Origin of the sequence: Corallococcus sp. CA047B (genome assembly GCF_003612065.1) — a bacterium.
Lineage (GTDB): Bacteria > Myxococcota > Myxococcia > Myxococcales > Myxococcaceae > Corallococcus > Corallococcus praedator.
In genome coordinates this window covers 1-16,558 of the sequence record NZ_RAWD01000218.1, presented here as the reverse complement: position 1 = coordinate 16,558, position 16,558 = coordinate 1, and the positions used below count along the sequence as shown (strand labels likewise).

Here is a 16,558-nt window from a genome sequence, read left to right as displayed (position 1 = left end):
CCGCGCCCGCGGGCCTGGAGGCGCAGCTCGCGCAGCACCTGACCCACCGCCAGCAGCCGTCCGCGCCGCCGCAGGTGCCCCCGACGCAGGGCCCCACGGCGGCCGCCATCGCGCCCACGCCCGTGCCCCGGACGCTGACCGCGCCCGCCCCGCCGCGCGTGGAGCCCGCGCCCATCATCGCGGCGAACGCCGGCCCCCGGCTACTGGGCCCCACGAGCGCGCTGGCGCCCGGGGACCTCTTCGACCACGCCCGGGCCGCCGAGGCCGCCTTCAGCGCCGGGGACTACACCACCTGCGTCACCGCGTGCACGGACGCCGTCCGGCGCGCCATGGCCTTCGCCGGTGAGGGCACCCTGGCCCAGCAGGCCTTCCTGCTCCACGTGGACGGCGCGGACCTGCTGCGCCTTCAGGGGCTGTCCACCATGCCGCACCTGCGCGTGGACGACGCCGCCTTCTCCCTCTACGTCCTGATGCAGGTCTTCGTGCGACTGAACGCCGTGGGGCTTCCGACCGCCGGGTGATTCAGGCAGGGCCGCCGCCCCCACATCTCAGGGGCATGGCTTCCACCGGGGAGTTCCGGAGGATGCCCCTGCATGTTGCGTGTGAAGACGTCGTTGAAGCCGTCGCTGCTCCACGGGTTGGACTTGTTCGCGGAGGAGCGAATCCCCCGGGGCACCGTGGTGTGGCTCTACGAGGCCGGCCTGGCCCTGCGCTTCTGGCCCGAGGATGTCGAAGCCATGGCCCCGGAGGCGCGCGCGTTGCTGGCCCGCGACGCTACGTCCGGCTCACGGGGCGGTAGCGCACCACGCGGAGGGAGGCGCTGTTGACGAGGAAGCTGGTGATGGACGCGAGGCGCGCCTTGCCTCCGGACTCCGTCCACTCGAGCACGTGGATCCGGAGGGGTTCGTCCTCCTCGATCATCTGCTCGCCGTGCACGTGCAGGAGCGCGACGTCCGCCTTGTCCCTCGCGTAGCGCACCAGCGTCTGGCGGAAGGTCAGCCAGGATTCGCGGGGGCCGGACTCATCGGCCTTGCCGCGCAGGAAGGCCGTGGGATTCGCCAGGGGCCCTGGATGAACTCACCGCCTTCCGACTGGTGCTTGATCACATTGGCCTGGGAGCTCATCGCCGGATCCTCGTAGCAACCGGTGCACTCGGCCTCGCAGTCGCAGTCGTACGTCTTGCCGGCCGGCAGGGGTTCATCCTTGCGGTGCCGCACGCATTGCTTCACGCAGGCCTTCCGCCGGTGGGGAACGCATGGCCCACGTCGCGCAGCGACGGCAGCAGCGCCCCGCGCACCTGCTCCACCCCCAGCGCTGCCTTGAGCGAGTCCGTGCGGCGCGTGCCACCCAGGCCGTGGTCCCCGCGCGGCATGTGGCAGGCCGTGCAGTGACGCGTGTCACCCGACTGTTCACGCCACCGAGTCCACTCGCCCACCGTGTCCTGCTGCGACTGCGTGGCGGACAGCCGCTGCCGATGTCCTCCGCTGTCCAGCACCGGAAAGCCGAACTGGTGACAGCCCGCGCACGGCATGGCCTGCGCGCCCTTCGCGTCGCCCGAGCCCTTCGCGTCGCCCGAGCCCTTCGCTTTACCGAGCGGCGCGTGACAGCCGGCACAGGTGACGCCGCGCTCCTCGGCGGGACTGTCGGGCGGCAGGGCTCCTCGCTCCAGGTCGCGCGCGAACGGCGCGTGGCACTGCACGCACCACGCGGGACGGTCCTCGGTGATGGCCACCTGGAACACGTCATCGGTCCGCGCCGTCGCATGCCCGCTGGCGCGCCACTGCGTCACCTGTTCCGCGTGGCATTCCTCACAGCGCTGGACGCCCCAGTCGGGCAGCCCGTGCGGCGCGGGCCCCGGCTCCATCCGCGCCGTCCCTTGAGGGAAACGAGCGCCGGGAGCCGCCGCCATCAAGGAGCAGGTGAGCAGGAGCGTGAGCACGGAAGCACCTCAATCCAGGCGTCGGTTTGTTTTTCTCGCGGCCTGAGAAGTCAGACATCGCAGAAAATCGGGGCGGAAATACCGCCGAGAATAAAGAAATACGCGTCCGTATACCCATCGGAAGTGAACAACAGGGGCGCTCCGGTCCGCGGAGTGAAACCGTTCATTGGGGCCATGGGATGCAACCATCGGACGAAGACTGGATGCTGCGCGCGATCGAGTGGGGGCGGCGCGGCCGTCCCGCACCGAACCCGCACGTGGGTGCGGTGCTGACGCGAGCCGGAAGGCTGATCTCCGGTGGCCACCATGAGAAGGCGGGCACCGCGCACGCGGAAGTGAATGCCATCGCCAACGCGCAAGGCGATACGCGCGGCACGACCCTCTACGTCACGCTGGAGCCGTGCAACCACCACGGTCGAACCGGCCCTTGCACGGAGGCCATCCTCCAGGCTGGCATCACGCGCGTCGTCGTGGGCGCCGTCGACCCGAATCCCCACGTCCGGGGCGGCGGCATCGACCGCCTGCGGGCCGCGGGCGTGGAGGTCATCACCCATGTGATGGCCGCCAGCGCCCAGGAGCTCGTCGCGCCCTGGGCCAAGGTCCAGACCACGGGCCATCCCTATGTGTTGCTGTCCACTGGCACGGGCTCGCGCGTCCTTCCCCTGGAGATGGATGCCCTGTGGGTCGGCGCCGCGGAGCTGGACGCGGCCCTGCTGCCTTGCGCGCCGCTGACCGTCGTCGCGTCGCCCGGCGTGGAGCTGCTGCGCCGCGTGGCACGCCGGTACGCGTCCACCCCGGACCGGATGCTGGTGTTCTGCCCGGAGGCCCGGCACGCCGAATACATGCTCGCCGCGGGCTCCGCCGCCATCACCGTGGTGCCGCTGCCCTATCAGGACGGCACGCCCCTGCCGCTGCGCCTGGCCCTGCGCGAGCTTCCCCGCTACGGCGTGGTGACGCTCTTCGTGGACGCGGACGAAGCGCTGGAGCAGGACCTGTGCGACGCGGGCCTCGTGGATGGACACCTGGAGCGACAGTTGGACCGGAAGGTGGGGACATGATGCCGTCCACCGCCGTCCCGCTGCTCCGCCACCCCACCCTGCTCGTCCTGGCCCGGGCCCAGCTCCCCACCCGCGCCGGCACCTTCACCGCCGTCTCCTTCCGTCACGCGTCCGGCGCGCAGATTGAAGACATCGCGCTCATCCGGGGCCAGCTTGACGGTCCGGCCCCCGTGCCCACGCGGCTGCATTCCGAATGCCTCACCGGCGACGCCCTGGGCTCGCTGCGCTGTGATTGCCGCGACCAGTTGGAGCAGTCCCTGGAGGCGCTGGCCGGGGTAGACAACGGCGTCCTGCTCTACCTGCGCCAGGAGGGCCGGGGCATCGGCATCGCCAACAAGCTCCAGGCGTATCAGGCGCAGGACCGGGGGCTGGACACCGTCCAGGCCAACCTGCACCTGGGCTTCGACGACGACCTGCGCACGTATGACATCGCCGCGGGCATGCTGGCCGCGCTGCGCATCCAGCGGGTGTCGCTGTACACGAACAACCCCCGGAAGATCGCCGGGCTGGAAGCGCACGGCATCGAAGTGGACCGCCGCGTGGCGCTCCTCGGGCCGACCCGCCCGGAGAACGTCCGCTACCTTGAAACCAAACGCGTCAAGTCCGGCCACCTGCTCTAGCCCGCCCATGATGACCCAGGACCGACTGAAGCTGGCGTTTGTCATTGGCAGCCATCGCACGCCGTCGCAATCCGCCAAGGTGGGGCGCTTCGCCCAGAATCAATTCCTCCAGGGCGGTCCGGGCCGGGAATCCTTCTACCTGGACCTGACCGAAACGCCGCTGCCGCTCTGGGATGAGGGCGTCTGGAACAACGCCGAGTCCTGGCAGACGACGTGGGGCCCCGTGGCCCGTGAATTGACGGACGCGGACGGCCTGGTGCTGGTCACCCCCGAGTGGGGCGGCATGGCCACGCCCGCGATGAAGAACTTCCTGCTCCTGTGCAGCGAGGGCTGCGTGCGGCACCGGCCCGTCCTCATCATCTCCGTGTCGTCAGGCATGGGCGGCAGCTATCCGGTGGCCGAGCTGCGCATGAGCAGCGGCAAGAATTCGCACCTGTGCTTCATCCCGGAGCACGTCATCGTGCGCAATGTCTCGCAGGTCCTCAACGACGGGGCCGCGCCGGGAAATGATGAAGATTTGTATTTGCGCGAGCGAATGTTTTACGCGTCGAACGTATTGATTGAGTACGCCCGGGCGATGAAGCCGCTGAGAGCACGGCCCGGCATGTTCGAGAAGAGATTCCGCTACGGGATGTGACACGGCCCCTTCGCCCTCGAACGCGAAGGCCGTCCGCATCAACCCCACACATCCGGTCAGCGACACAAGCTTCGGAGGAGGGAAGTCTTTGCATCCCATCCGCCGAGGACCCGCCACGCGTGCGTGGTGGGGACAACCCCACACCAAGGAAACAACCCCATGAACACCCAGAACTCGATGAGCGCTCCCGCTGCCTTCCCCGTGCAGGTCAAGAGTGGCGTGAAGGCCGGCGCCTTCACCTTCCCCACGGGTCCGATCATCACCAACCCCGGCCCGATCATCACGGGTCCGATCATCGTTCGCCCCCCGATCATCATCGCGGCCCCGGCCTAGTCGTTGTCCTCCGGCGGTGGGGCGAGACGTGCTTCGCCCCACTGCCGTTCTTTCTTCTGACTTCTTCCCACCTGCCCTCCTCCCATGCCCCTGGCCCTCGCCCGTCCCGCGCTCGAGCCCGTTGAGCTCATGCCCATCCCCGCCGGAACCTTCCTGATGGGTTCCACCGAGGAGGAAGTGGAGCGGGCGTCGCGGCGGTGGAGCTCCGCGCTGATCAAGCCGGAGTACCGCGCCACCTTCGGCTCATGGCTGCGCAAGGAGATGCCGTTGCACCCGGAGGAGATCGCGGCGTTCCAATTGGCGCGCTTCCCCGTGACGAACCAGCAGTACCGCGTCTTCCTCGCGGAGACCGGCAATCCTCCCGCGACCTCCATCCGCCAGCGGCTGCCGGAGGATCACCCCGTGTGGGGCGTGACGGCCACGGACATCGCGCGGTACCTGGCGTGGGCCCGTCAGCGCACGGGACAGGCCTGGCGGCTGCCGACGGAAGCCGAATGGGAGTACGCGGCTCGCGGCCCCGAGCACTGGGACTACCCGTTTGGCGACACGTTCGACGCGCGCCTGTGCAACACGCGCGAGGCGGGCCTGGGCGGCACCACGAGCGTCACGCGCTACGCCGCCCATCCGACCGCGTATGGCGTCTGTGACATGGCCGGCAACGTGGAGGAGTGGACCTCCACGGACTACGCGCCCTACCCGGGCGGCCCTTTCATCGAAGACAACCTGACCGAAGCGCTGGGGCCCGTCTATCCGGTGCTCCGGGGCGGCTCCGCGGAGTGTGGCGGGGACCTGGCCCGCTGCGCGCGCCGGCACGGCCCCCACCCGAACTTCAACTTGTTTGGCTTCAGACTCGCGCTGTGAGCCCCGCTGGCCCGGCGTGAGCCGCGGCTTCTGGAGAACCCTCATGAACTCCCTCCGCAAATCGTCTGCTTTCGCCGTGGAACCGACCGAACAGTTCATGTTCGCGGCGACCATCGGTGGCCACCTCATGTCCGTGAGCGTGGATGACTTCGCCATCCACACGGACCTGGTCGCGCACGCCGCCTCCATCGAGTCCATCGCGGTGCACCCGACGCTGCCGTACCTGGCGACGCTGGGCATCGACTACACGGTGTCCATCTGGGACCGAAGCGACCCGCGCAAGCTGCGCAAGCTCCAGGACATCCACCTGCGTGACATCCGCTCGGAGGGCTACGAGTTCGTCGCCACCCTGCCCCTGTCGTGCCCGCTGGCGTTCCATCCCACGGAGCGCAAGCTCATCACCCACAACGCGGACGGCGCGCTCACGGAGATCGCCTTCGACGACACGCGCCACGATCCGCTGTGGGCCGCGGGCTACTTCCAGGACCCGGACGGCATCGCGTACGACATCGACTACGTCCGCTACCTGCCGGACTCCGGGAACATCTTCGCGTCCACCTTTGGCGGCCACGTGGCCGTCGTGGATCCGAAGAAGCCCAAGGAGCCGGTGCTGCGCTACCGCTATGACCGGCGCACCATCCACTGCGCGGAGCACCTGGGCGGCTCCATGTACCTGCTGGCCAGCGACACGCGCCGGGTCATCCGGTTCGACGCCAGCGGCAAGCAGGAGCCCTTCGTGGGCCCCCCGGTGGTGCGCGACCACCTGGAGCAGATCTCCATCAACCGCGCGTCCGGCCGCGTGCTCGCGAGCGGGTTCGACCGCACGCTCGTGGAGATCGACCCTGAGACGTGCGCGTCCAAGGGCGTGGTGCTCCAGACGCCGTTCAAGCTGCGCTGGCTGCACCACCTGGAGCGCGACCCCGACCTCGTGCTGGTGCAGTGCCGCAACGGCGCCTTCTACAAGGCGAGCCTGTCCGGCAAGCGCCCCACCGCCGTCATCAAGGAGACGCCCAACGCCCTGTGGACCGGCGTCCGGGTGGGCACGCACGACCTGGCGTTCGCGGGCGAGGGGCCGGAGATGCTCCACGTCCACGTGGACGGCGCGAACCCCGGCACGATGGAGACGAAGGTCTCCACCCGCTGGGAGACGGTCGCCGCGTCGCGGGGCTCCTACGCCAAGCGCATGGTGTTCCACCCCCCGACGCAGGCGCTGGTGCAGGGCCGCTCGGACGGCCACATCCTCAGTGTCCGCAACGGCATCACCCGCCCGGTGACGAAGCTGGCCGCGCCCCTGCGCGACATCGCCGTGTCGCAGGAAGGCTTCGACCTGTTCGCCATCTCGGAGGACTCGCGCGCCTTCCGCATCGACCTGGAGTCGGGTCAGGTGAAGGCGGAGGTCCAGACCGGCGAGGAGCCCATCTGGGCGCTGGCCCACAACCCCACGCGCAAGGTGCTGGCCGTGTGCGAGCGCCAGGGCCTGCTGCGCCTGCTGGATGCCACCACGCTGAGCCCCCTGCTCGCGGTGGAGGGCACCTGGGCGCCCAAGCGGATGCTGTGGCGCGACGCGGACCGGCTGCTCGTGGGCCGGGGCGCGGAGCTGTACGAACTGAACGTGGCCACGGGGGCCATGGCGCAGGTCATCCCCCACCTGGGCAACACCATCGAGGACTTCGCCTGGGATGACTCGGGGCGGTTCCTGGCGCTGTGCACCTACGCGCGGCGCATCCACCTCTTCGACTTCAAGACGTTCCAGGAGCTGTCGGTGACGGGCTTCGACCTGGACTACCCCAAGGGCCTGCTGTGGATGCCCGCGAACCGCGCGGAGGGCGCGCATCCGAACGAGTTCGTCGTCTTCGGGCGCACCGGCGTGCTGCGCAGGTACTGGGCCCACGACGGACGGCTGCATTCCATGGGGCAGGTGGACGCGCCGCTGTCCGCCGCCATCCACGATGACGCCGGGGTGTACGTCCCGTGATCAACCATCGCTCCCCCATCAGCGGCGTGGCCTGCCTGGACGACCGCTACGTCGCGACGGCCGGCTACGACAGCCAGCTCATCCTCTGGGACGCCCGCACGCAGACGGCGGTGGCCCGGGCCCGGCACGACCACCTGGCCAACCACTGCACCTTCAGCCCGGACGGCCGCTTCCTCTTGTCGGGCAGCAGCGACCACACGGTGCGCCTCTGGAGCGTGCCGGACCTGGGGCTGCTCGCGGTGATGCGCCACTCGGACGACATCGAGCGCGTCGCGTTCTCCCCCCGGGGGGATCGCTTCGCCACCGCGTCGCGCGACTACGCCATCCGCGTGTTCGACCTGACGGGACAGCGCGTGCACCTGCTGGAAGGCCACGCGGCGGACGCTGTCTTCGTGGAGTTCTCCCCGGACGGCCGCGAGCTGTGGTCCACCAGCGACGACGCGGACATCCGCCGCTGGGACGTGGAGACGGGAGAGCTGCTCCAGCAGGTGTCGTTCGGCGACGTGCAGCTGGACACCATCGCGATGGGGCCCGAGGGCGTCCTCTACGCCGGCAACGACGCCGGGGAGATCCTCATCCTCAAGGACGGGCAGGTGCGCACGCACCAGGCGCACGCGCTGGGCATCAAATGCCTGGCGTACAGCGGGCGCGAGTCGCGGCTCGCGAGCACCGGCTACGACGGCTTCCTGCGCACGTTCCGCACTGCGCCGGATGGTTCGCTCACGCTGGAGGCGGAGACGCGGCCGCCGCGCGAGGTGTGGCTGCGCACGTGCGCGCTGGACTCGCGCGACCGCGTCATCGTGGGCACGTTCGGCTCCAGCTACGCGACGTTCGACATCGGCTCGCGGCGGTGGGACTTGTCCCGCGTGGGCGACACGCCGGGGCTCAACGCGGTGGGCGTGCACGCGGGCGCCATCATGGCCATTGGCGACGCGGGCGTGCTGTACCGCGACGGCGTGGCGGTGCGGCGCATCGACAGCCTCTGCAACTTCCTCTTGTCCTTCCAGGGCCAGCTGCTCACCGGCGGGCAGACGGGCACCCTCTTCGACGCGCTCACCGGCCAGGTGCTGTTCGAACAGCCCTCGCCCATCAACTGCGCGGTGGAGGTGCAACGCGGGGGCGAGTCCCTGGTGGTGATGGGGACGTACTCCGGCGACGCGTGGCTGCTGGCGCGGGCGGAGGGACGGATGGTGCTGCGCGAGCGGCTGTCGGTGTTCCGCGCCGCCATCAAGGGGCTCGCGGTGCACGGGGGCACGCTGTTCGCCACCTGCGCGGACCGCACCGTGGCGCACATCTCGCTGTCCACGCTGGAGGTGACGCGCACGGCGAACGCGCACGAGCGCATCACCAACGGCGCCGCCGCGCTGCCAGACGGGAGATTCGCCTCCGTGGGCCGCGACCTGATGCTGCGCGTCTGGCGCCAGGGACAGCCGAGCGTCTTCCCCACTCCGCACGGCCGCTCCGTGCGCTGCGTGGCGAGCTGCCCCCAGACGATGCTGCTGGCCACGGCGGCGTATGACGGGACGGTGGCGCTGTTCGACGCGGCGCGCGGCGAGTGGCTGAAGACGGAGCGGCTCACCGACTTCGGCATCTCCACCGTGTCGCGGGGAAGCCGGCCCGGACAGTTCCTGGCGAGCGCCTACGACGGCTGCGTCTACGAGGTGTCCCGGGACGCGGCCCCGCGCCGCGTGTTCCGCGCGAGCGTGGATCCGTTCCCGACCCAGGCCCTGGCGGCGTAGTCGAAAGCCCCCCATGTCCTACGACTTCCGAGACTCACTGGCCTCGTTGGACGAAGGCCGCCGGAGCACACCGGTCATCGCCACGGTGCTGGTGTTCCTGGTGGCCTGGGGGGCGTGGCTCGGCCTGGGCCGGGTCTCCGTGTACGTGAGCAGCACCACGTCACGGCTGGAAGTCGAGGGTGCGGCGTTCCCGGTGGAGCCGACCATCGCGGGCCGCGTGTCCCAGTCCTCGCTGCGCCTGGGCCAGAAGGTGCGGGCGGGCGAGGTGCTGGTCCGCCTGGAGTCGGGGGAGCAGGAATCGGTGCTGCGCGAGCAGCTTGCACGGCAGGCGGCGCTGGAGTCGGAAGCCGCCGCGCTTCGCAAGCAGCGGGACGCGGAGCGCGAGGGACTGGAGGGCTACCTCCAGCTCACCAAGGCCACGCTCGGAGAGGCGACGGCGCAGGAGCAGCAGGCGGCCGTCGTCGCGGAACAGGCCCGACGTGAGGCGTCGCGGACCGAAGGGCTGCTGCGCTCGTCCTACGTCTCGGAGGCGGAGTACGAGGCCGCCGTGAGCGAGGCGACCCGTCACGCGGCGTCCAGCACGGTGCTGCGCTTCTCGCAGGAGCGCCGCTCGGCGGAGCTGCGCGTGGGCCAGAAGGACCGGCTCGCGAGCATCGCGGCGCTGGAGATCCAACTGAGCCGGCTCACTGGCGAGCAGCAGGCCGTGGAGGCTTCCCTTCCCCGGCTCCGCGCGGAGGTGGACAAGCGGATCATCACCGCGCCGACGGATGGCACCATCGGCAGCGTGATGCCGCTGCATCCGGGCATGAACCTGACGGCGGGCCAGCAGCTCGCGATGCTCGTGCCCGAGCGCGCCCTGCAGATCATCGCGTACCTGCCCGCGCCCACCGCGCTGGGCCGCGTGCGTCCGGGGCAAGAGGCGCGGCTGCGGCTGGATGGCTTCCCTTGGACGCGCTTCGGCGCCATGGAGGCCCGGGTGGCGCAGGTGGCGCAGGAAGCCCAGCAGGGGCTCATCCGCGTGGAGCTGAGCGCGTCCCCCGACTCCCTGCGCGATGTGGCGCTGGAGCACGGCCTCAGTGGCAGCGTGGAAATTGAAGTCGAGCAGTTGTCGCCCTTCGCGCTCCTCTTCCGGGGCTTCGCCGAGGCCCTGGGCACGACCTCATGAGCGTGCGAGATCCCCAGCGTCTTCCGCGCCCCCCGCCACCGGCGGCCTTTCCTCCCGTGGAGGGCGGGGCCAACGATGTCCCGGACGACGCGCACGTTGGAGGAAGCACCGGGACGCCCGCGCCGGTGGAGCCTCCGTCCGCGGAGCCGGTCGCGCGTCCCCGGAAGCCGCCCGCGCGGCGCTTCTTCATCCCGGAGGTCATCCAGTCGTCGAAGATGGACTGCGGTCCCGCGGCGCTCAAGGCGCTGCTGGGCGGCTTTGGCATCTCCGTGCACTACGGGCGCCTGCGCGAGGCCTGCCGCACGTCCGTGGACGGCACGTCCATCGACACGCTGGAGGAGCTGGCGGGGGCATTCGGCCTGGACGCGCGGCAGACGGTGGTGCCCACGGACCACGTGCCGCTGCCGGCGGCGAGCGCGCTGCCCGCGCTGGTGGTGGTGAAGCGGCCGCACCTGGGCAACCACTTCGTCGTGTTGTGGAACCGCGTGGGGCCGTACGTGCAGGTGATGGACCCCGCGGCCGGACGCATCTGGGTGCGCTGGTCGGAGTTCGCGCCCTCCACGCTGAAGTACCGCGCGACGGTGCCCACGAAGGACTGGCGGGCCTGGGCGGAGAGCCCCGCGTTCTTGAGTCCGTTGGACTCGCGGCTGCGCTCGCTCGGCGTGTCGCGGCGGGACGCGGACGCGCTGCTCGACCTGGCGCGGGCCTCCGAGGGCTGGCTGGGCCTGGGCGCGCTGGACGCGGCTGTGCGCTTCTGCGCTTCGCTCCAGCAGGCGGGCATCGTCCGGGGCTCCGAGGCCCAGACGGTGCGCGCCATGGTGGAGCGGGTGCAGGCCTCCTTCGAGGAGCGATTCGACCTGCTGCCCCGCCCCTACTGGTCCGTCGAAGGCGAGTCACCCGAGGGCGCGGTGGTCGCGTCCACGGGCGTGCTGCTCGTCCGCGCGCGGCTGGCCACGGAAGTCCGGGCGCCCGGCGTCCTGCACACGGCGGAGGAAGGCACGGCGCTGCCGAAGGAGCTCCAGGCGGCGCTGGAGACGCGCGACGAGCGGCCCGAACAGGAGCTGGCGAAGCTGCTCGCGGGCGAGTCGCGCGTGGGGTTGGCGCTGCTCACGGTGGGCGCGCTGGTGACGCCGCTGGGAATGCTTTGCCAGACGGTGCTGCTGCGCCGGCTGTTCGACCTGGCGCCGGACCTGGGCATGGGCATGCAGCGCGTGGGCGCGGGCGTGCTCGTGGTGGGCTTCCTGGCGTTGCTCGGGGCGCTGGAGGCCGGCGTCTACGCGGGCATGCAGCGGCTGGGGCGGGTGCTGGAGCTGCGCCTGCGCCTCGCGTTCATCCAGAAGATTCCCCGGCTCCAGGATTTGTACCTGCAAAGCCGGCTCAGCTCCGACATGGCCGAGCGCAGCCACATGATGCACGTCGTGCGGGGCCTTCCCGCACTGGCCTTCACGGGCGCGCGCGCGCTGGTGGGGCTCGTCGCGACGGTGGTGGCCATCGGCATGATGGACTCGCGGCTGTGGCTGGGCACCGTCGTCCTCGCCGTCCTGAGCGTGGTGCTGCCGCTCGCCTTCCGCCAGCGGATGACGGAGCAGGACATGCGGGCCCGCACGCAGTTGGGCGGCCTGTCGCGCTACTACCTGGACTCGCTGGTGGGCGCGGTGCCGCTGCGCGCGCACGGGGCGCAGACGGCGCTGGGTCGGGAGCACGAAATCCTGCTCACCGGCTGGATGCGCAGCAGCCTCCAGTTGCTGCGCACCATGGTGTCCCTGCGCTTCGTCCAGGCCACCGTGGGCGCGGGGCTGTGCATCACCCTGCTCACGCTGCACCTGGGCTCCCAGGGCGTCACCGGCGGAATGCTGCTGGTGGCCTACTGGATCATGGGCCTGCCGGACCACGCACAGCAGCTCGCGGGCGTCATCCAGGGCTACCCGGCGGCCCGCAACGTCGCCCTGCGCTGCATGGAGCCCCTGGGCGCGCCCGAAGTCGCACCGAGGCCCGCGGTCCTCGCGCCGCTGACGGATGTCTCCCGGTCCCAGGCCGCGGGCATCTCGCTCCACGGCGTGTCGGTGGAGGTCTCCGGCCACCGACTGCTCCATGACATCGACCTGGACGTCGCCCCCGGCACGCACGTCGCCATCGTGGGCAGCTCCGGCGCGGGCAAGTCCACGCTGCTGGGCGTGCTGCTTGGTTGGTATCCGGTGGCGTCTGGAACGGTACAGCTCGATGGCCGGCCGCTGGAGCCGTCGGACATCGAGGACCTGCGCACCCGGACGGCGTGGGTGGATCCGGCCGTGCAGCTCTGGAACCAGAGCATCGCGGCGAACCTCACCTACGGGCAGGAGCAGGTGGGCAGCGGCGACATGGCGCGAGCGCTGGAGTCGGCCGACCTGGAGACCGCGCTCCAGCACATGCAGGGCGGCCTCCAGACACGCACCGGAGAGAACGGCCTGCGGCTGTCCGGCGGCGAGGGACAGCGGCTGCGTCTGGCGCGCGCGCTGCTCCGCCCGGGGATGCGGCTGGCGCTCCTGGACGAACCGTTCCGGGGCCTGGACCGCACCACGCGCCGCAAGCTGCTGGGCCGGGCGCGCGAGCACTGGAAGGACACCACCCTGCTGTGCGTGACGCACGACGTGAGCGAGACGCAGGGCTTCGACGCGGTGGTGGTCATCGAGGACGGCCGCGTCGTCGAGCGAGGGACACCCGAAGCGCTGCTGTCGGTGCCCGGCTCGCGCTACCGCGCGCTGCTGGAAGGCGAGGCCGTGGCGCAGGGACTGCTGCATGACGCTCCGGCCTGGCGACGTTGGCGGCTGGAGGGAGGGAGGCTCGTCGAATGACCGCGCTCACCGCACAGGAGTTCCCGGAGGCCTTCTCGACGGCGTGGCCGTTCGAGCGCCTGTCCGACGCGGTCCTGCTGCTGGCCCGCCGCACGGGCTTCGTGGCGGAGCCCCGTGAAGCGCTGGCGTTGGATCGCCAGATGGCGCCGCACGACATCGCGGGCATCCACCGCTGGTTCCAGTACGCGGCGGACGCGCTCCAGGTCGAGATGCAGTTGGTGAGCAGCCGCTACGAGGATGTGGACGGGCTCGCGTCCCGCTGCGCGCCGGCCATCATCCGCCTGAAGGCGCCCACCGCGGACGAGTACCGCTTCCTGGTCATCCTCCGCACGGATCCGAAGCACTTCACGGTGCTCCTGCCAGACGGGCGCGAGCAGAGCCTGCCGGTGCCCAGCCTGCGCGCGGCCCGCTTCGCCGCGTTCGAGGAGGAGATCGACACCTGGCTCGCGAAGCACCTGGGGCCGCTGGCCGCGAGGGTGGAGCGTGGAAGTCAGGAGGCGGTGCGGCTGCGCGCGGAGTTCCGCTCCGACCTGACGCTCACCAACTGCTGGCTCTTGCGGCCGGTGCCGGGCCGCACGTCGCTGAAGACGCTGCTGAAGCGCGAGCGCATCCTGCCGAAGCTCGGGGCCCTGCTCGCGGTGCACGGGGCGATGGCGCTGGTGGCGGTGCTGATGTGGATGAACCTGGGCACGAACGCGCTCGCCGGGCACAAGCCGGATGGCTGGCACGTGGCGTGGGGCCTGCTCGTGCTCCTCCAGGTGCCGCTGATGAGCCGGGGCGAGTTCCTCCAGTCCCTGCTGGGACTGCTGCTGGGGCGCCAGTTCAAGCAGCACCTGCTCCACGGCGCGTTCCGCATGGATCCGGACGTCGTGCGCCAGCAGGGCAGCGGCGCGCTGCTGTCGGCGGTGTTCGAAAGCGAGTCCATGGAGATGCTCGCGCTGGAGACGGGCTTCCAGGCGTTCGCGATGATCATCAACCTGGTGCTCGTGCCGCTGGTGCTCCTGGCGGGGGCCGCGCCCATGGCGCAGGTGGGGCTGTTCGTGGGCTTCGCGGTGTTCATCGTGGCCCTGGGCGGCTGGCACCTGCGCGCCCGGGAGCGGTGGACGCGCGCCCGGCAGTCGCTGACGCAGGACCTGGTGGAGAAGCTGTCCGGACAGCGCACGCGGCTGGCGCAGCAGCCCCGCTCGCTCTGGCACGCGGGCGAAGACGCGCAGCTCGCGTCCTACGCGCGGCTGTCCCGGCCCATGGACGCGGCGCGCCTGTGGCTGGTGTACGCGGCGCGCGCGTGGTTCGTGCTGGCGCTGGCGGTGCTGGGACCGGCGCTCGTGTCGGGCGCCTCACCGGGCCTCGTCGCGACGAGCGTGGGCGGCCTCCTGCTGGGCTGGGGAACACTCCAGCAACTGGGTCAGGGTGGGCTGACTGCGGGCAGCGCGGTGGTCGCGTGGCGCAGCATCGCGTCGCTGTTCCGCGCCGCGCGCAACGAACAGACGAGCACGGGCGAGCGCGGGGGCATCATCCTGGACAAGCCCTCCGGCACGGGCGAGGTGGTGGTGCAGGCGAGGGATCTGGTGTTCCGCCATCCGTCGCGCGTGCGGCCGGTGCTGGACGGCTGCTCGTTCAAGATCCTCGCGGGGGACCGCATCCTGTTGCAGGGCGCGTCCGGCGGCGGGAAGACGACGCTCGCGGCGCTGCTCGCGGGCCTGCGCCGGCAGGACTCCGGGCTGCTGCTGCTGCGGGGCGTGGACCGCGCCACGCTGGGCGACCGGGAGTTCCGCGAGCGCATCGTGCTGGTGCCCCAGTTTCACGAGAATCACATCTTCGCCGCGAGCCTCGGCTTCAACCTGCTGATGGGGCGCCGCTGGCCAGCGGATCCCGCGGACCTGCGCGAGGCGGAGACCGTGTGCCAGGAGCTGGGCCTGGGCCCGCTGCTGGAGCGCATGCCGGGCGGCCTCAACGAGATGGTGGGCGACGCGGGCTGGCAGTTGTCCCACGGCGAGAAGAGCCGCGTGTTCCTGGCCCGCGCCCTGCTCCAGGACGCGGACGTCATCATCCTGGATGAGAGCTTCGCGGCGTTGGATCCGGACACGCTCGGCAAGGTCATGGCCTGCGTGGACGCGCGGGCCCGGACCCTGATGCTCATCGCGCATCCCTGACGCGCGCCGCGCTCAGCGCGGCAGCGTGAGGTTCAGCAAGCCCATGCGGTGCAGCTTCGCCAGCGTCTTGAGCGTCTCCAGCTCGCGCGCGGGGCTGGCCAGCACCAGCGTGGACACGTCCCACGTGCCGCTGATCAGCCCGGCGATCTGCCGCTCCTCCGGCTTGAGCATCACCATCGCCTGGGGCGCCTGGACCAGCTGCGGCACCACGAGCGGTGGCATCTCCGAATAGAGCGCGGCCACGTGTTCACGCTGCACCAGGCGCGCGAACTCGCGCACGCGCCGGTCCGCGGGGTCGCTGGCCAGGAGCAGACCGCACACGATGCCGGCCGCGTCGTACTGGCCCTCGCGCATCAGCACCGCGCCCTTCTCCAGCATCTCCGCCACCGGATCCGCTTCCACCTGCGGCGCGCCGTCCACCTCCACCAGCTTCGCGCGCAGCAGCTCGTGCACCCGCCGCGTCACCGACGAGCGCGACACGCCCATGGACAGCCGCAGCCGGCCCAGGTTCTGCGGCGTCGTCGTCATGCCCAGGATGATCCGGTGCATCAGCGGCTGGCTGGGGCTGGGCGGCGACAGCGCGCGCACGCTCATCGCGTCGATGGGCAGCGCCTTGTCCACGTCCGCCTGTTCGTCCACCCAGCGCAGGGATTCAAAGAGCAGCTCGCGGATGCTCATGTCGGACGGCACCCAGTCCTCACCGGTGCGGTCCGCGTCCTCCGTCCAGTGGAACGTGCCCCGACCCGCGATGGTCAGGTCCGTCATCGCCGCGAACAGCTCCTCGCGGCCCAGGTCGCGCACCCACCGCGCCTGCACCCCGTGCGCGTCGAAGGCCGCGTCCACGTCCGGCGTGCGCGTCAGCTCATCGAACGCCGCCAGCACCCGCTGCCCCTGGGCCAGCTTCGGCAGGGACAGCAGGCGGGCCACGCGGCCGCGCAAGCCGTCGCTCGCGGTGGCGCCCACCTGGCCGGACAGGAGGAACAACTTGCGCTCGCCCGCTTCCCACGACAGCTGCAACGTCCCCGTCTTGCGGGAGCTGTCCAGCCATTGGAGGAATTCGGGAAGCGGGTAGCTGAAGAGGTCGCCGTGGATGGCCATGCGTGTCGGATTCGAGGATACAGTTCCGAGCCGTGCGCGTCGCGGTCCTGTTCATCGACGGGGTGGGCGTCGGGCGGAATGACCCGGCCGTGAACCCGCTTTCGGGCCGCGACCACCTGCTGTCCTGGTTCCAGGACGCCCCCGCACCC

The 16,558-nt window shown here is 71.1% G+C and carries 14 protein-coding genes and 1 pseudogene; 12 read left to right on the top strand and 3 right to left on the bottom strand.

Going from position 1 to position 16,558, the window contains the following annotated elements; genetic code table 11:
* Together D7X74_RS28075 and D7X74_RS42705 are read left to right on the top strand one after the other, a co-directional pair.
* Positions 1-521, top strand: a pseudogene (locus tag D7X74_RS28075) (GTP-binding protein); the annotation flags it as partial.
* A 72-nt stretch (positions 522-593) separates the two neighbouring features.
* Positions 594-827, top strand: a complete 234-nt coding sequence (locus tag D7X74_RS42705; protein ID WP_147446699.1) for a hypothetical protein — start codon at positions 594-596, stop codon at positions 825-827.
* Here D7X74_RS42705 and D7X74_RS28070 read toward each other — a convergent pair.
* Positions 775-978, bottom strand: a complete 204-nt coding sequence (locus D7X74_RS28070) for a hypothetical protein (RefSeq protein ID WP_120536076.1) — start codon at positions 976-978, stop codon at positions 775-777. The two genes, D7X74_RS42705 and D7X74_RS28070, sit on opposite strands and share 53 nt — an antisense overlap.
* Positions 979-1,225: 247 nt before the next feature.
* Positions 1,226-1,939 carry a cytochrome c family protein gene (locus tag D7X74_RS28060; protein ID WP_233602291.1) on the bottom strand — a complete coding sequence of 238 codons (714 nt, stop codon included), beginning with the start codon at positions 1,937-1,939 and terminating at the stop codon, positions 1,226-1,228.
* A gap of 179 nt (positions 1,940-2,118) precedes the next feature.
* Here D7X74_RS28060 and ribD point away from each other — a divergent pair, with 179 nt between their 5' ends.
* The 10 genes from ribD (at position 2,119) to D7X74_RS28015 (ending at position 15,311) form a co-directional block, all read left to right on the top strand.
* The gene (gene ribD, locus D7X74_RS28055; RefSeq protein ID WP_120536074.1) at positions 2,119-2,997 is read left to right on the top strand and encodes a bifunctional diaminohydroxyphosphoribosylaminopyrimidine deaminase/5-amino-6-(5-phosphoribosylamino)uracil reductase RibD; all 879 of its coding nucleotides are present in this window, start codon (positions 2,119-2,121) and stop codon (positions 2,995-2,997) included.
* A complete protein-coding gene (locus tag D7X74_RS28050) occupies positions 2,994-3,617 on the top strand; it encodes a GTP cyclohydrolase II (protein WP_233595812.1) in 624 nt (207 codons plus the stop codon). The genes ribD and D7X74_RS28050 overlap by 4 nt, the downstream gene beginning before the upstream one ends.
* 7 nt (positions 3,618-3,624) lie before the next feature.
* Positions 3,625-4,254 carry an NADPH-dependent FMN reductase gene (locus tag D7X74_RS28045; protein ID WP_120536073.1) on the top strand — a complete coding sequence of 210 codons (630 nt, stop codon included), beginning with the start codon at positions 3,625-3,627 and terminating at the stop codon, positions 4,252-4,254.
* 159 nt (positions 4,255-4,413) lie between these two features.
* Complete coding sequence (locus tag D7X74_RS43145) at positions 4,414-4,587, top strand: hypothetical protein (RefSeq protein WP_158620451.1); 174 nt, start codon at positions 4,414-4,416, stop codon at positions 4,585-4,587.
* A gap of 84 nt (positions 4,588-4,671) precedes the next feature.
* Complete coding sequence (locus D7X74_RS28040) at positions 4,672-5,448, top strand: SUMF1/EgtB/PvdO family nonheme iron enzyme (protein ID WP_120536072.1); 777 nt, start codon at positions 4,672-4,674, stop codon at positions 5,446-5,448.
* 43 nt (positions 5,449-5,491) lie between these two features.
* Complete coding sequence (locus D7X74_RS28035) at positions 5,492-7,423, top strand: WD40 repeat domain-containing protein (RefSeq protein WP_120536071.1); 1,932 nt, start codon at positions 5,492-5,494, stop codon at positions 7,421-7,423.
* A complete protein-coding gene (locus tag D7X74_RS28030; protein ID WP_120536070.1) occupies positions 7,420-9,162 on the top strand; it encodes a WD40 repeat domain-containing protein in 1,743 nt (580 codons plus the stop codon). Before D7X74_RS28035 ends, D7X74_RS28030 begins: the two co-directional genes overlap by 4 nt.
* A 13-nt stretch (positions 9,163-9,175) precedes the next feature.
* Positions 9,176-10,327, top strand: coding sequence for an HlyD family secretion protein (locus tag D7X74_RS28025; RefSeq protein ID WP_120536069.1), 1,152 nt, complete (start codon positions 9,176-9,178; stop codon positions 10,325-10,327).
* Positions 10,324-13,158 carry an ATP-binding cassette domain-containing protein gene (locus tag D7X74_RS28020; protein WP_120536068.1) on the top strand — a complete coding sequence of 945 codons (2,835 nt, stop codon included), beginning with the start codon at positions 10,324-10,326 and terminating at the stop codon, positions 13,156-13,158. The genes D7X74_RS28025 and D7X74_RS28020 overlap by 4 nt, the downstream gene beginning before the upstream one ends.
* A complete protein-coding gene (locus tag D7X74_RS28015) occupies positions 13,155-15,311 on the top strand; it encodes an ABC transporter ATP-binding protein (protein WP_120536067.1) in 2,157 nt (718 codons plus the stop codon). Before D7X74_RS28020 ends, D7X74_RS28015 begins: the two co-directional genes overlap by 4 nt.
* Positions 15,312-15,323: 12 nt before the next feature.
* Here D7X74_RS28015 and D7X74_RS28010 read toward each other — a convergent pair whose 3' ends face one another.
* Positions 15,324-16,409, bottom strand: a complete 1,086-nt coding sequence (locus tag D7X74_RS28010; RefSeq protein ID WP_120536066.1) for a DUF4388 domain-containing protein — start codon at positions 16,407-16,409, stop codon at positions 15,324-15,326.
* Positions 16,410-16,558: the final 149 nt, after the last annotated feature.

Coding starts and splice junctions, on each gene's coding strand:
- D7X74_RS28025 (WP_120536069.1), top strand. CDS start 9,176: ATGTCCTACGACTTCCGAGACTCACTGGCCTCGTTGGACGAAGGCCGC.
- D7X74_RS42705 (WP_147446699.1), top strand. CDS start 594: ATGTTGCGTGTGAAGACGTCGTTGAAGCCGTCGCTGCTCCACGGGTTG.
- D7X74_RS28040 (WP_120536072.1), top strand. CDS start 4,672: ATGCCCCTGGCCCTCGCCCGTCCCGCGCTCGAGCCCGTTGAGCTCATG.
- D7X74_RS43145 (WP_158620451.1), top strand. CDS start 4,414: ATGAACACCCAGAACTCGATGAGCGCTCCCGCTGCCTTCCCCGTGCAG.
- D7X74_RS28045 (WP_120536073.1), top strand. CDS start 3,625: ATGATGACCCAGGACCGACTGAAGCTGGCGTTTGTCATTGGCAGCCAT.
- D7X74_RS28050 (WP_233595812.1), top strand. CDS start 2,994: ATGATGCCGTCCACCGCCGTCCCGCTGCTCCGCCACCCCACCCTGCTC.
- ribD (WP_120536074.1), top strand. CDS start 2,119: ATGCAACCATCGGACGAAGACTGGATGCTGCGCGCGATCGAGTGGGGG.
- D7X74_RS28035 (WP_120536071.1), top strand. CDS start 5,492: ATGAACTCCCTCCGCAAATCGTCTGCTTTCGCCGTGGAACCGACCGAA.
- D7X74_RS28015 (WP_120536067.1), top strand. CDS start 13,155: ATGACCGCGCTCACCGCACAGGAGTTCCCGGAGGCCTTCTCGACGGCG.
- D7X74_RS28020 (WP_120536068.1), top strand. CDS start 10,324: ATGAGCGTGCGAGATCCCCAGCGTCTTCCGCGCCCCCCGCCACCGGCG.
- D7X74_RS28010 (WP_120536066.1), bottom strand. CDS start 16,409: ATGGCCATCCACGGCGACCTCTTCAGCTACCCGCTTCCCGAATTCCTC.